This is a genomic window from Polynucleobacter rarus (assembly GCF_003072505.1).
GTDB classification, from domain to species: domain Bacteria; phylum Pseudomonadota; class Gammaproteobacteria; order Burkholderiales; family Burkholderiaceae; genus Polynucleobacter; species Polynucleobacter rarus.
The window spans coordinates 2,575,257-2,589,926 of sequence record NZ_NTGB01000001.1 but is presented as its reverse complement, the minus strand read 5'-3'; the positions used below and the strand labels follow the sequence as shown (position 1 = coordinate 2,589,926).

Annotated in this window: 8 protein-coding genes, 6 tRNA genes and 3 rRNA genes; all 17 read left to right on the top strand. The window is 44.7% G+C overall.

Annotation, left to right across the window (positions count from 1 at the left end; genetic code table 11):
- Positions 1-20 precede the first annotated feature (20 nt).
- Positions 21-1,549, top strand: a 16S ribosomal RNA gene (locus AOC35_RS12550).
- Positions 1,550-1,607: 58 nt separating this feature from the next.
- Positions 1,608-1,684: transfer RNA gene (locus AOC35_RS12545), tRNA-Ile, on the top strand.
- 42 nt (positions 1,685-1,726) lie between these two features.
- Positions 1,727-1,802: transfer RNA gene (locus tag AOC35_RS12540), tRNA-Ala, on the top strand.
- Positions 1,803-2,110: 308 nt separating this feature from the next.
- Positions 2,111-4,970, top strand: a 23S ribosomal RNA gene (locus tag AOC35_RS12535).
- Between the two features lie 104 nt (positions 4,971-5,074).
- Positions 5,075-5,188: ribosomal RNA gene (gene rrf, locus AOC35_RS12530) — 5S ribosomal RNA — on the top strand.
- The 16S, 23S and 5S rRNA genes sit together here with 5 tRNA genes alongside, the layout of an rRNA operon.
- Before the next feature lie 187 nt (positions 5,189-5,375).
- Positions 5,376-5,461: transfer RNA gene (locus tag AOC35_RS12525), tRNA-Tyr, on the top strand.
- 32 nt (positions 5,462-5,493) lie between these two features.
- Positions 5,494-5,569 (top strand) — tRNA-Gly (locus AOC35_RS12520).
- Between the two features lie 21 nt (positions 5,570-5,590).
- A tRNA-Thr gene (locus AOC35_RS12515) sits at positions 5,591-5,665 on the top strand.
- A 67-nt stretch (positions 5,666-5,732) separates the two neighbouring features.
- Entirely contained in the window at positions 5,733-6,923 is a 1,191-nt protein-coding gene (gene tuf, locus AOC35_RS12510; protein ID WP_108647450.1) for an elongation factor Tu, read from the top strand.
- Positions 6,924-6,928: 5 nt separating this feature from the next.
- Positions 6,929-7,004 (top strand) — tRNA-Trp (locus AOC35_RS12505).
- A gap of 22 nt (positions 7,005-7,026) precedes the next feature.
- Entirely contained in the window at positions 7,027-7,407 is a 381-nt protein-coding gene (gene secE, locus AOC35_RS12500) for a preprotein translocase subunit SecE (RefSeq protein WP_108647475.1), read from the top strand.
- 5 nt (positions 7,408-7,412) lie between these two features.
- Positions 7,413-7,994, top strand: coding sequence for a transcription termination/antitermination protein NusG (nusG, locus tag AOC35_RS12495; RefSeq protein ID WP_108647472.1), 582 nt, complete (start codon positions 7,413-7,415; stop codon positions 7,992-7,994).
- A gap of 154 nt (positions 7,995-8,148) precedes the next feature.
- Positions 8,149-8,580, top strand: a complete 432-nt coding sequence (rplK, locus tag AOC35_RS12490) for a 50S ribosomal protein L11 (RefSeq protein ID WP_108647470.1) — start codon at positions 8,149-8,151, stop codon at positions 8,578-8,580.
- A 2-nt stretch (positions 8,581-8,582) separates the two neighbouring features.
- On the top strand, positions 8,583-9,278 hold the full coding sequence (gene rplA / locus AOC35_RS12485) for a 50S ribosomal protein L1 (protein ID WP_108647467.1): 696 nt from the start codon (positions 8,583-8,585) through the stop codon (positions 9,276-9,278).
- A 163-nt stretch (positions 9,279-9,441) separates the two neighbouring features.
- Positions 9,442-9,945, top strand: coding sequence for a 50S ribosomal protein L10 (gene rplJ / locus AOC35_RS12480; protein WP_108648835.1), 504 nt, complete (start codon positions 9,442-9,444; stop codon positions 9,943-9,945).
- A 43-nt stretch (positions 9,946-9,988) separates the two neighbouring features.
- On the top strand, positions 9,989-10,357 hold the full coding sequence (rplL, locus tag AOC35_RS12475) for a 50S ribosomal protein L7/L12 (RefSeq protein WP_108647464.1): 369 nt from the start codon (positions 9,989-9,991) through the stop codon (positions 10,355-10,357).
- A gap of 211 nt (positions 10,358-10,568) precedes the next feature.
- Positions 10,569-14,669 (top strand): DNA-directed RNA polymerase subunit beta, encoded by a 4,101-nt coding sequence (gene rpoB, locus AOC35_RS12465; protein WP_108647459.1) that lies wholly within the window; start codon positions 10,569-10,571, stop codon positions 14,667-14,669.
- The last annotated feature ends 1 nt before the right edge of the window (position 14,670 follow it).

Sequence of the window (14,670 nt, the reverse complement as noted above, 5' to 3'; positions counted from 1 at the left end):
TTAATTGGCATACAGGAATTAAACTGAAGAGTTTGATCCTGGCTCAGATTGAACGCTGGCGGCATGCTTTACACATGCAAGTCGAACGGCAGCACGGGAGCAATCCTGGTGGCGAGTGGCGAACGGGTGAGTAATATATCGGAACGTGCCTATTAGTGGGGGATAACGCAGCGAAAGTTGCGCTAATACCGCATACGCCCTGAGGGGGAAAGTGGGGGACCGCAAGGCCTCACGCTAATAGAGCGGCCGATATCTGATTAGCTAGTTGGTGAGGTAAAGGCTCACCAAGGCTTCGATCAGTAGCTGGTCTGAGAGGACGATCAGCCACACTGGGACTGAGACACGGCCCAGACTCCTACGGGAGGCAGCAGTGGGGAATTTTGGACAATGGGGGCAACCCTGATCCAGCAATGCCGCGTGAGTGAAGAAGGCCTTCGGGTTGTAAAGCTCTTTTGTCAGGGAAGAAACAGCAGCTCTAACACAGCTGTGAATGACGGTACCTGAAGAATAAGCACCGGCTAACTACGTGCCAGCAGCCGCGGTAATACGTAGGGTGCAAGCGTTAATCGGAATTACTGGGCGTAAAGCGTGCGCAGGCGGTTATATAAGACAGGTGTGAAATCCCCGGGCTTAACCTGGGAATTGCATCTGTGACTGTATAGCTAGAGTGTGTCAGAGGGGGGTAGAATTCCACGTGTAGCAGTGAAATGCGTAGATATGTGGAGGAATACCAATGGCGAAGGCAGCCCCCTGGGATAACACTGACGCTCATGCACGAAAGCGTGGGGAGCAAACAGGATTAGATACCCTGGTAGTCCACGCCCTAAACGATGCTGACTAGTTGTTCGGGATTTTATCCGGAGTAACGTAGCTAACGCGTGAAGTCAGCCGCCTGGGGAGTACGGTCGCAAGATTAAAACTCAAAGGAATTGACGCGGACCCGCACAAGCGGTGGATGATGTGGATTAATTCGATGCAACGCGAAAAACCTTACCTACCCTTGACATGTAACTAACGAAGTAGAGATACATTAGGTGCTCGTAAGAGAAAGTTAACACAGGTGCTGCATGGCTGTCGTCAGCTCGTGTCGTGAGATGTTGGGTTAAGTCCCGCAACGAGCGCAACCCTTGTCTTTAGTTGCTACGCAAGAGCACTCTAAAGAGACTGCCGGTGACAAACCGGAGGAAGGTGGGGATGACGTCAAGTCCTCATGGCCCTTATGGGTAGGGCTTCACACGTCATACAATGGTACGTACAGAGGGTTGCCAACCCGCGAGGGGGAGCTAATCTCATAAAACGTATCGTAGTCCGGATTGTAGTCTGCAACTCGACTACATGAAGCTGGAATCGCTAGTAATCGCGGATCAGCATGCCGCGGTGAATACGTTCCCGGGTCTTGTACACACCGCCCGTCACACCATGGGAGTGGGTTTTGCCAGAAGCCGTTAGCCTAACCGTAAGGAGGGCGACTGCCACGGCAGGGTTCATGACTGGGGTGAAGTCGTAACAAGGTAGCCGTATCGGAAGGTGCGGCTGGATCACCTCCTTTCTAGAGAACAATGCTGAAATGTAGTATCCACACTTATCGGTTAACAATGTAATGCCGCGGGTCTGTAGCTCAGCTGGTTAGAGCACCGTCTTGATAAGGCGGGGGTCGAAGGTTCAAGTCCTTCCAGACCCACCACATCAAGCGGCAACAGATCCATGCAGTAAAGTAAAGTATGCCGGGGGATTAGCTCAGCTGGGAGAGCACCTGCTTTGCAAGCAGGGGGTCGTCGGTTCGATCCCGTCATCCTCCACCAAGATTTACTGCAAGATGGTCAAAATAAGTATCCTAACTTTTTATGGTATTTATTTTTGCCATTTAATTATGGCTGTTCTTTAACAATTTGAGTAAGCAAAGCGTTCGTTAATTCTTTGAGAGATTAACGGACAAAATGGGTAGCATTAAAATTGAATCAAACCATTTCAAAACTGAGTTTTTAAGCTTTAGATGAGTAACAACTAAGTATTAAAAATAACGAATTGGATACGGCACAAGCATGTCAGCTTGGAATTAAAAAATCTTAAGCACAACTTATAACAGCGTCAGTAATGGTGCTCGTTATAGGATCAAGTGAATAAGTGCACATGGTGGATGCCTTGGCGATTACAGGCGATGAAGGACGTTATAGACTGCGATAAGCTGCGGGGAGTTGTCAAATAAACTTTGATCCGCAGATTTCCGAATGGGAAAACCCACCTCTTACGAGGTATCTTTAAGTGAATACATAGCTTAAAGAAGCGAACCTGGTGAACTGAAACATCTAAGTAGCCAGAGGAATAGACATCAACCGAGATTCCCAGAGTAGTGGCGAGCGAAATGGGAACAGCCTTCTAGTGATATCTAGTTTGTTAGTAGAACGGAATGGAAAGTCCGGCAATAAAGGGTGATAGCCCCGTATACGAAAACAGATTAGTGGTACTAAGCTAGAGACAAGTAGGGCGGGACACGAGAAATCCTGTCTGAATATGGGAGGACCATCTTCCAAGGCTAAATACTCGTAATCGACCGATAGTGAACAAGTACCGTGAGGGAAAGGCGAAAAGAACCCCGGGAGGGGAGTGAAATAGATCCTGAAACCGTGTGCATACAAACAGTCGGAGCCTCGTAAGGGGTGACGGCGTACCTTTTGTATAATGGGTCAGCGACTTACATTCAGTAGCAAGCTTAACCGTTTAGGGGAGGCGTAGCGAAAGCGAGTCCGAATAGGGCGTTAGTTGCTGGGTGTAGACCCGAAACCAGTTGATCTATCCATGGCCAGGTTGAAGGTGCGGTAACACGTACTGGAGGACCGAACCCACTAACGTTGAAAAGTTAGGGGATGAGCTGTGGATAGGGGTGAAAGGCTAAACAAAACTGGAAATAGCTGGTTCTCTCCGAAAACTATTTAGGTAGTGCCTCGTGTATCACCTTTGGGGGTAGAGCACTGTCATGGTAGTGGGGTCCATTGCGGATTACCGCGCCATAGCAAACTCCGAATACCAAAGAGTGCAAGCACGGGAGACAGACGACGGGTGCTAACGTCCGCCGTCAAGAGGGAAACAACCCAGACCGCCAGCTAAGGTCCCTAATATATGCTAAGTGGGAAACGAAGTGGGAAGGCTAAAACAGTCAGGAGGTTGGCTTAGAAGCAGCCATCCTTTAAAGAAAGCGTAATAGCTCACTGATCGAGTCGTCCTGCGCGGAAGATGTAACGGGGCTAAGCATATAACCGAAGCTGCGGATCACGTAAGTGATGGTAGGAGAGCGTTCTGTAAGCCTGTGAAGGTGTGGTGTGAACCATGCTGGAGGTATCAGAAGTGCGAATGCTGACATGAGTAGCGATAAAGGGGGTGAAAAGCCCCCTCGCCGTAAGCCCAAGGTTTCCTACGCAACGTTCATCGGCGTAGGGTGAGTCGGCCCCTAAGGCGAGGCAGAGATGCGTAGCTGATGGGAACAAGGTTAATATTCCTTGACCATTGATAGATGCGATGGGGGGACGGATCGCGGAATGTTGTCCGGGTGTTGGATGTCCCGGTCCTTGTATTCGAGAAGGCTATTAGGCAAATCCGGTAGCGTAATTCAAGAGTATGAGGCGAGCGAACTTGTTCGCGAAGCAATAGGAAGTGGTTCCAAGAAAAGCCTCTAAGCTTCAGTCTATCAAGACCGTACCGCAAACCGACACAGGTGGGCGAGATGAGTATTCTAAGGCGCTTGAGAGAACTCAGGAGAAGGAACTCGGCAAATTTGTACCGTAACTTCGGGATAAGGTACGCCCAAGTAGCTTGTTAAAGGGCGAAAGGGTTGCAATAAAATGGTGGCTGCGACTGTTTAATAAAAACACAGCACTCTGCAAACACGAAAGTGGACGTATAGGGTGTGACGCCTGCCCGGTGCTGGAAGATTAAATGATGGGGTGCAAGCTCTTGATTGAAGTCCCAGTAAACGGCGGCCGTAACTATAACGGTCCTAAGGTAGCGAAATTCCTTGTCGGGTAAGTTCCGACCTGCACGAATGGCGTAACGATGGCCACACTGTCTCCTCCTGAGACTCAGCGAAGTTGAAATGTTTGTGATGATGCAATCTACCCGCGGCTAGACGGAAAGACCCCATGAACCTTTACTGTAGCTTTGCATTGGACTTTGAACCGGTTTGTGTAGGATAGGTGGGAGGCGTTGATATCAGGATGCTAGTTCTGATGGAGCCAACCTTGAAATACCACCCTGATTTGTTTGAGGTTCTAACCTTGGCCCGTTATCCGGGTCGGGAACAGTGCATGGTAGGCAGTTTGACTGGGGCGGTCTCCTCCCAAAGTGTAACGGAGGAGTACGAAGGTACGCTTGGCACGGTCGGACATCGTGCCTAAAGTGCAATGGCAAAAGCGTGCTTAACTGCGAGACCGACAAGTCGAGCAGGTGCGAAAGCAGGTCATAGTGATCCGGTGGTTCTGTATGGAAGGGCCATCGCTCAACGGATAAAAGGTACTCTGGGGATAACAGGCTGATACCGCCCAAGAGTTCATATCGACGGCGGTGTTTGGCACCTCGATGTCGGCTCATCTCATCCTGGGGCTGTAGCCGGTCCCAAGGGTATGGCTGTTCGCCATTTAAAGAGGTACGTGAGCTGGGTTTAAAACGTCGTGAGACAGTTTGGTCCCTATCTGCCGTGGGCGTTGGAGATTTGACGGGGGCTGCTCCTAGTACGAGAGGACCGGAGTGGACGTACCGCTGGTGTACCTGTTGTTTCGCCAGAAGCATCGCAGGGTAGCTATGTACGGAAGAGATAACCGCTGAAAGCATCTAAGCGGGAAACTTGCCTGAAGATAAGATCTCCCGGAGGTTTAACCTCCATAAAGGGTCGTTGAAGACCACGACGTTGATAGGTCAGGTGTGGAAGCGCAGTAATGCGTTAAGCTAACTGATACTAATTGCCCGTTAGACTTGATCCTATAACCAGCAGTATTACTGGTTATAAAACATGTTTGTGCATGATTCAATACCATTTGCTTACTCAATTTGGATTCATTCTTATAGAATGGATCAACCCTCTACGCCTGGTGACAATAGCGAGTTGGAACCACCCCTTCCCATCCCGAACAGGACCGTGAAACGACTCTACGCCGATGATAGTGCGGATTACCCGTGTGAAAGTAGGTAATTGCCAGGCACCTTTAAGAAAAACCCAGACCTAACAGTCTGGGTTTTTTGCTTTTAAAATTTATATTTAACGTCATAAAAGTGGCTTTAAATCAGATTTATAATTCATGATTTATTTAAAACATGAATAAAGTTACAATAGTTGTCCATAAAAGGTTGACAAAAACATAGATATTGAAGGACAATCTAAGGTTCGCGGAGAGATGCCCGAGCGGCTAAAGGGGGCAGACTGTAAATCTGTTGGCTTACGCCTACGTTGGTTCGAATCCAACTCTCTCCACCAGATGTAAAGCAGTAGTGTGACGTGTTAGATTTGCGGGAGTAGCTCAGCTGGTAGAGCACTTGCCTTCCAAGCAAGATGTCGCGAGTTCGAACCTCGTCTCCCGCTCCAGTGAAATAGGTTTGATTGAACGCTCATGTGGCTCAGTGGTAGAGCACTCCCTTGGTAAGGGAGAGGTCGGCAGTTCGATCCTGCCCATGAGCACCAAAGGTCACCATATTATTGGTGTTGTTTTATAAAATTAATGTAATCATTTTTTTGAGTAGAGGCGGAAATGGCAAAAGAGAAGTTTGAACGGACGAAGCCCCACGTAAACGTCGGTACGATTGGTCACGTTGACCACGGTAAAACGACATTAACAGCGGCCATCACAACCGTATTATCAAAGGCATTTGGTGGTGAAGCGAAAGCTTACGATCAAATTGATGCTGCTCCAGAAGAAAAAGCACGTGGTATTACGATTAATACAGCGCACGTTGAGTATGAGACACAGAATCGTCACTACGCACACGTTGATTGCCCAGGCCACGCTGACTATGTTAAAAACATGATTACTGGTGCTGCGCAGATGGACGGCGCGATTTTAGTATGTTCAGCTGCTGATGGTCCAATGCCACAGACACGTGAACACATTTTGTTAGCTCGTCAAGTTGGCGTGCCTTACATTGTTGTGTTTTTGAACAAGTGCGACATGGTGGATGATGAAGAGTTGTTAGAACTCGTTGAAATGGAAGTTCGTGAGTTGTTGTCAAAGTATGACTTCCCAGGCGATGACACACCGATTATCAAAGGCTCAGCAAAATTAGCTTTAGAGGGCGACGAAGGTCCTTTAGGTAAGCAAGCGATTATGGCGTTAGCGGATGCGTTAGATACTTATATTCCAACACCTGAGCGTGCGATTGATGGTACATTCTTGATGCCTGTAGAAGACGTATTCTCTATTTCTGGTCGCGGTACAGTAGTGACTGGTCGTATTGAGCGTGGCATTGTAAAAGTTGGCGAAGAGATCGAAATCGTTGGTATCAAAGATACACAAAAGACAACTTGTACTGGTGTAGAGATGTTCCGTAAGTTATTGGATCAAGGTCAAGCTGGCGATAACGTTGGTATCTTGTTGCGCGGTACAAAGCGTGAAGATGTTGAACGTGGTCAAGTATTGTGTAAGCCAGGATCAATCCTCCCGCACACAGAATTCTCAGCAGAGGTTTATGTGTTGTCAAAAGATGAAGGTGGCCGTCATACTCCATTCTTTAACAACTACCGTCCACAGTTTTACTTCCGTACAACGGATGTAACTGGTGCGATTGAGTTGCCGAAGGATAAAGAGATGGTAATGCCAGGCGATAACGTACAAATTAGCGTGAAGTTAATTGCACCAATCGCGATGGAAGAAGGTTTACGTTTTGCGATCCGTGAAGGTGGCCGTACTGTTGGCGCCGGTGTGGTTGCTAAAATTATTGCTTAAGGTATAGGGGTGTAGCTCAATTGGCAGAGCGTTGGTCTCCAAAACCAAAGGTTGGGGGTTCGATGCCCTCCGCCCCTGCCACCAAAAGCAAGGTTGAAAGAAAATGTCAGAACAAAAAAACTTATCGAACGAAGTAGTTGAGTCTAATTGGGTAGTCGGAGTGGCTATCCTTTTAGTACTTGGTGCTTTAGTTGGCTACTATGGTTTAGTGAATGAATCACTCGCAATACGTTTAGGTGTATTGCTTGGTGGAATTGCATTAGCCATTGGTTTATTAGCTATTACTTCAAGTGGTAAAAAATTTATAGCTTATGCTAAAGACAGTATTAACGAAACTAAAAAGGTAGTTTGGCCTACTCGTAAAGAAAGTACCCAAATGACTTTAATCGTTTTTGCTTTTGTTGCTGTAATGGCAATTTTCCTATGGAGTGCAGACAAGATAATTGAATGGATTATCTTTTCAGTATTACTTGGATGGAAATAATAAATATGACTAATACAGACGTAGATCAACCAGATCAAAATCCACAAGCCGCAGAAAATATGCGATGGTACGTTATCCACGCTTATTCAGGCATGGAAAAAAGTGTTAAACGAGGTTTAGAGGAACGTATAGGCCGTTCTACAATTTCAAATCAGTTTGGTAGAATACTTGTCCCATCTGAAGAAGTTATTGAAATTAAGGGCGGCACTAAATCAGTTTCTGAAAGACGTTTTTTCCCTGGATATGTATTAATAGAAATGCAACTCGGTGATGAGTCTTGGCATTTAGTTAAGAACACGCCAAAGGTTACAGGTTTTGTTGGTGGAATTAAGAATAAACCATCACCAATATCAACTGCCGAAGTTAAGAAAATAATGGATCAAATGCAAGCTGGGGTAGATAAACCTAAGCCTAAAACATTATTCGAAATTGGTGAAATGGTGCGCGTCAAAGAAGGTCCGTTTACAGATTTCAATGGTAATGTGGAAGAAGTTAACTACGAGAAGTCAAGATTAACAGTTTCTGTTACAATCTTCGGTCGCGGTACACCAGTTGAATTACAGTTTGGACAAGTTGAAAAGATGTAATTTTTCTAAAGTTTTATGTAGTGCTTAGTAGTAGATGTAAAAGGAGTTTGGAAGCAAGAAGGCCAAACAGAGGAGCAGAGTTAAGGTTGCCGCTTTAACGAAGCGTTTACTCAACAGCGATCAATATTATGATGCGCTTTAAGGGAGTTATAAAATGGCAAAAAAGATTATTGGCTTTATTAAGCTACAAGTACCTGCGGGAAAAGCGAATCCATCGCCTCCAATCGGACCTGCATTAGGTCAGCGCGGTTTGAACATCATGGAATTCTGTAAAGCATTTAATGCTCAAACACAAGGTTTAGAGCCAGGCTTGCCAATTCCAGTTGTTATTACAGCATTCGCTGATAAGAGCTTCACCTTTATCATGAAGACTCCACCGGCAACGACGCTTATTAAAAAAGCTGCGAAGTTAGACAAGGGATCTGCAAGACCACATACAGATAAAGTAGGTAAGATCACTCGTGCTCAAGTTGAAGAAATTGCCAAGGCTAAAATGCCTGACTTAACAGCGGCAAATCTTGAAGCAGCGGTAAGAACAATTGCAGGTAGCGCCCGATCAATGGGTATTACGGTAGAAGGACTCTAATCATGGCAAAAATTTCAAAAAGATTACAAGCAATTCAAGCTAAAGTTGATCGTAACAAGTTGTACCCAATCGACGAAGCTTTGAATCTCGTTAAAGAATGTGCTTCAGCAAAGTTTGATGAATCAATTGACGTAGCTGTTCAATTGGGTATTGATGCGAAGAAATCTGATCAAGTAGTTCGTGGCGCAGTAGTACTGCCTGCTGGTACTGGTAAGTCAGTTCGCGTTGCTGTATTTGCTCAAGGCGATAAAGCAGAACAAGCTAAAGCTGCAGGCGCTGATCTCGTAGGTATGGAGGATTTAGCCGAGCAAATTAAAGATGGCAAAATGGACTTTGATGTCTTAATTGCTTCTCCAGACACGATGAGAATTGTTGGTGCTTTAGGCCAGATTCTCGGACCACGTGGTTTAATGCCGAATCCAAAAGTTGGAACAGTAACACCAGATGTAGCTACTGCAGTTAAAAATGCTAAAGCTGGTCAAGTTCAATTCAGAGTGGACAAAGCAGGTATTATTCACGCAACCATTGGCCGTCGTTCATTTGAACCAGCGGCATTAAAAAGTAACCTATCCGCATTACTTGATGCATTAAGCAAGGCTAAGCCTGCTACAAGTAAAGGTGTTTACTTAAGAAAAGTTGCTGTTTCTAGCACGATGGGCGTAGGTGTCCGCGTCGAACAATCAACAATTAACGCTTAAGTAACAAAAAGAACTTTGGGTCGTTGATGTAAAAGTCAGCGGCCATCAAAGACCGTTGGCGGATCCGTCCTTAATGAGCAATCACCAGCGTAGATGGCGAACCTGAAAAGAATTCGCTGATGTGCAACCCCTCATGGAAACATGGGGATAAATGGAGTTAAACATGCCTTTAAATTTGGATGACAAAAAAGCGGTAGTGGCGGATATTGGTGCGCAAGTAGCCAATGCACAAACCATTGTACTAGCTGAGTATCGTGGCATTCCAGTGGGCGAATTGACAAAACTTCGTGCAAGCGCAAGAGAGCAAGGCGTGTATTTACGCGTGTTGAAAAACACATTAGCTCGTCGCGCTGTTCAAGGAACGCAATTCGAAGCATTGGGTGAATCGATGGTTGGCCCGCTGATTTACGGCATTTCTGTAGACCCTATCGCTTCAGCAAGAGTCTTAAATGACTTTTCTAAAACGAAGGATACCTTAGTAATTAAAGCAGGTTCTTATAACGGTAAACAATTGGATGTTGAAGGTGTTAAAGCACTTGCAAATATCCCAGGCCGTGATCAGTTAATCTCAATGTTACTAGGCGTAATGCTAGCACCTGTATCGAGCATGGCTCGAGTACTTGGCGCTGTAGCAGCTCAGAAATCCGAAGAAGCGCCTGTTGCTTAATCGCAACAGTCGCATTTAAACATATATGAATTAGGAGTTACAAATGGCAATTACTAAAGAAGAAATTATCGAAGCAGTAGGAAATATGTCTGTAATGGATTTGAATGACTTAGTTAAAGCATTCGAAGAAAAGTTTGGCGTATCAGCAGCAGCTATGGCAGTAGCTGGTCCTGGAGCTGCAGCAGCAGTTGCAGAAGAGCAAACTGAATTTAACGTTATTCTTGCTGATTTTGGTGCAAACAAAGTTTCAGTCATTAAAGCGGTTCGTGAAATTACAGGTCTTGGCCTTAAAGAAGCGAAAGACTTGGTTGACGGCGCTCCAAAAGCAGTTAAAGAAGGCGTTGATAAAGCAGCAGCAGAAGATGCCAAGAAGAAATTGGAAGAAGCTGGCGCGAAGGTCGAAATCAAATAATGTATTTGTGGTGGTTAATAACCACCACACTACTCATTTGAGAGGTTTGGTTAGTAGCCAAACCAGATAATTCAACGAGTTATCTGGTTTGCCTTCTGATACGACTGCAGTTGGCAAATTTGGTCGGGTGCGCCGATGTGCGTGCTGTCCGCCAGAGCTTGGTAGAGGCCGAGCACCAAATCCCCTTTCAGTCGCCGAATTCGGAGATGACATGGCTTATAGCTTCACCGAACGCAAGCGCATCCGTAAGAGCTTTGCTAAGCGCCTGAATAACCATCAGGTACCCTATTTACTAACAACTCAGCTTGAGTCTTATGCTAAGTTTTTGCAAGAGAGAGTCAATAGCCTCTCGCGCCAAAGCGAAGGCCTTCAAGCAGCGTTTTTATCTATTTTTCCAATCGTATCCAACAATGGATACGCGAAAATGGAATATGTTTCATATCAACTTTCAGCGCCGCCATTTGACGTTAAAGAATGTCAACAACGTGGCTTAACATTTCACTCAGCGTTGAGAGCGAAGGTACGTTTAATTATTAACGACCGTGAGAATCCAACTAAAGTAAAAGAAATTAAAGAGCAAGAAGTGTACATGGGAGAAATTCCACTCATGACAGATACTGGCTCATTTGTAATTAACGGTACTGAGAGAGTAATTGTTTCTCAGTTACACCGTTCACCTGGCGTGTTCTTTGAGCACGATAAAGGTAAAACACATAGTTCTGGAAAACTACTTTTCTCTGCAAGAATTATTCCATATCGTGGTTCATGGTTAGATTTTGAATTTGATCCTAAAGATATTTTATATTTCCGCGTTGACCGTAGACGTAAAATGCCCGTAACAATATTGTTAAAGGCCTTAGGTTTAAATGATGAACAGATCTTAGCGAACTTCTTTAATTTTGATCATATCGAGGTCAATAATGAAGGCGTATCGATCGAGTTCGTGCCAGAGAGACTGCGTGGCGAAGTAGCGAGATTTGACATTAAGGATCGTGACGATAAAGTTATCGTCGCTAAAGATAAGCGTATTAATGCAAAGCATATTAGAGAATTAGAAGCAGCTAATACAAAATCTATTCATGCACCAGATGACTATTTACTAGGTCGTGTTCTAGCAAAGAACATCATTGACGAAGAAACAGGTGAAGTTCTTGCCCACGCTAATGATGAAGTTAGCGAAGATATTCTCGGCAAATTAAGAGTTGCAGGAGTTACTAAAGTTGAAACAATTTATATCAACGACTTAGATCAAGGCTCGTTCATCTCACAAACCTTACGTGGTGATGAAATTGCAGGACAACCAGAAGCTAGAATTGCAATTTATCGCATGATGAGACCTGGCGAACCTCCTACAGAAGATGCAGTAGAAGCTCTCTTCCAAAGACTGTTTTTTAACGAAGACAGCTACGACTTGTCAAGAGTAGGCCGTATGAAGGTCAATAGCCGTTTGAATCGTCCAGAGATGGAAGGTTCAATGGTTTTATCTCATGAAGATATTTTAGACACGATTAAGATACTCGTTGATTTACGAAATGGTAAAGGCGAAGTAGATGATATCGATCACTTAGGAAATCGTCGTGTACGTTGCGTTGGTGAATTGGCAGAAAATCAATTCCGTGCAGGTTTAGCTAGAGTGGAGCGAGCTGTTAAAGAAAGATTGGGACAGGCAGAGACAGAAAACTTAATGCCTCACGATTTGATTAACAGTAAACCAATTTCTTCAGCAATTAGAGAGTTTTTTGGCTCATCACAGTTATCTCAGTTTATGGATCAAACCAATCCATTATCTGAAATCACTCACAAACGCCGTATCTCAGCGCTTGGCCCTGGTGGCTTGACACGCGAAAGAGCCGGTTTCGAAGTACGTGACGTACATCCAACTCACTATGGTCGTGTTTGTCCGATTGAAACACCAGAAGGACCAAACATTGGGTTGATTAACTCACTCGCTTTATTTGCTCGTTTAAATGAACATGGCTTCTTAGAAACACCTTACCGCAAAGTAGTTGATAAAAAGGTAACGGAACAAGTTGATTATTTATCAGCCATCGAAGAAGCGAAGTATGTAATTGCTCAGGCAAATGCAACGATTGATGAAAACGGTTTGTTAGCTGATGAATTAGTATCATCACGTGAAGCTGGTGAAACCAAAATGGTAACACCTGATCGTATCAATTACATTGACGTGGCGCCAAGTCAAATTGTGTCAGCAGCTGCTTCAATCGTGCCATTCTTAGAGCACGATGATGCGAACCGTGCGTTGATGGGTGCGAACATGCAGCGTCAAGCTGTACCATGCTTGAGACCAAGTAAGCCACTCGTTGGAACTGGTTTAGAGCGTATCGTAGCAGTCGACTCTGGTACTGTGGTTATGGCAACACGTGGCGGTATCGTTGATTACGTTGATGCAAACCGTATCGTTATTCGAGTCAATGATGATGAAACAGCTGCAGGTGAAGTTGGTGTGGATATTTATAACCTCATCAAATACACACGTTCAAATCAAAATACCAACATCAATCAGCGTCCGATCGTACGAGTTGGTGATCAGATTGCTCGTGGGGATGTGGTTGCAGATGGCGCATCGACAGACTTAGGTGAATTAGCACTTGGTCAAAATATGACCATTGCATTTATGCCTTGGAATGGATATAACTTCGAAGATTCAATCTTGATTTCAGAAAAAGTGGTGGCTGAAGATCGCTACACATCTATTCATATTGAAGAACTAAACGTTGTTGCTCGTGATACAAAATTAGGACCTGAGGATATTACTCGCGATATTTCAAACTTGGCTGAATCACAACTTAGCCGTTTGGATGAGTGCGGTATTGTTTACATTGGTGCCGAAGTAGAAGCAGGTGACGTATTGGTTGGAAAAGTGACGCCAAAAGGTGAAACACAATTAACACCAGAAGAAAAATTACTACGTGCTATTTTCGGTGAAAAAGCTTCTGATGTAAAAGACACGTCTTTAAGAGTTCCTTCAGGAATGACTGGAACGGTGATTGATGTTCAAGTGTTTACGCGTGAAGGTGTAGAAAGAGACCAACGTGCTCAATCTATTATTCAAGAAGAGTTACATCGCTATCGTTTAGATTTAAATGACCAGTTAAGAATTGTTGAAGGCGACGCTTTCAGTCGTTTAGAAAAACTCTTCATTGGTAAGATTGCTAATGGTGGTCCGGGTAAATTAAACAAAGGTACTGCGATTACTAAAGACTATTTATCAACTGTTGAGAAATATCATTGGTTTGATATTCGCTTAGCAGATGAAGAGTTCGCAGCACAGGTTGAGTCAATTAAAGACGCAATCGAACTCAAGCGTAAGCAGTTTGAAGAAGCGTACTCTGAAAAGAATCGTAAATTAACACAGGGTGATGAATTACAACCTGGCGTAACAAAAATGGTTAAAGTGTATTTAGCTGTTAAGAGACGCTTACAGCCTGGCGATAAGATGGCAGGACGTCACGGTAATAAAGGGGTTGTTTCTAAAATTGCTCCAGTCGAAGATATGCCTTACATGGCGGACGGAACTGCAGTGGATATCGTTTTAAATCCATTAGGTGTTCCTTCACGTATGAACGTCGGTCAGATTTTAGAGAGCCATTTAGGATGGGCAGCCCTTGGTATTGGTAAACGCATCACAGCAATGTTGCATGCGCACACTAAAGTTCAAGAGTTACGTAAATTCCTCGATAGCCTCTATAACGAAACAGGTCGAGTAGAAGACTTGGATAGTTTGACAGATGAGGAAATCCTCGAGTTGGCAAGAAACTTACGTCAAGGTTCACCATTTGCAACGCCAGTGTTTGACGGTGCAACGGAAGCAGAAATCGCGAAAATGTTGAACTTGGCTTACCCTGAAGAAATAGCTGGTCCTTTACAAATGAATGCTTCACGTCAACAAATGAAATTGTTTGATGGACAGACTGGGGATGCTTTTGAGCGCAATGTAACAGTTGGTGTAATGCACGTATTGAAATTACATCACTTGGTTGATGACAAGATGCATGCACGTTCAACCGGTCCTTATTCACTTGTTACACAGCAGCCGCTTGGTGGTAAAGCACAATTCGGTGGTCAGCGTTTTGGTGAGATGGAAGTTTGGGCACTCGAGGCTTATGGTGCTTCATATGTGTTGCAAGAGATGCTTACAGTTAAATCGGATGACGTCAATGGACGTACGAAGGTTTACGAAAGTATCGTCAAAGGCGATCACAGCATTGAAGCAGGTATGCCTGAGTCCTTCAATGTTCTAGTAAAAGAAATTAGATCATTGGGTATAGATATCGATATGGAGCGTAACTAAT

Excerpts from the sequence above, each read along its gene's own strand:
- rplJ (WP_108648835.1), top strand. The coding sequence starts at position 9,442 with ATGCCTTTAAATTTGGATGACAAAAAAGCGGTAGTGGCGGATATTGGT.
- rplL (WP_108647464.1), top strand. The coding sequence starts at position 9,989 with ATGGCAATTACTAAAGAAGAAATTATCGAAGCAGTAGGAAATATGTCT.
- rpoB (WP_108647459.1), top strand. The coding sequence starts at position 10,569 with ATGGCTTATAGCTTCACCGAACGCAAGCGCATCCGTAAGAGCTTTGCT.
- rplA (WP_108647467.1), top strand. The coding sequence starts at position 8,583 with ATGGCAAAAATTTCAAAAAGATTACAAGCAATTCAAGCTAAAGTTGAT.
- rplK (WP_108647470.1), top strand. The coding sequence starts at position 8,149 with ATGGCAAAAAAGATTATTGGCTTTATTAAGCTACAAGTACCTGCGGGA.
- nusG (WP_108647472.1), top strand. The coding sequence starts at position 7,413 with ATGACTAATACAGACGTAGATCAACCAGATCAAAATCCACAAGCCGCA.
- tuf (WP_108647450.1), top strand. The coding sequence starts at position 5,733 with ATGGCAAAAGAGAAGTTTGAACGGACGAAGCCCCACGTAAACGTCGGT.
- secE (WP_108647475.1), top strand. The coding sequence starts at position 7,027 with ATGTCAGAACAAAAAAACTTATCGAACGAAGTAGTTGAGTCTAATTGG.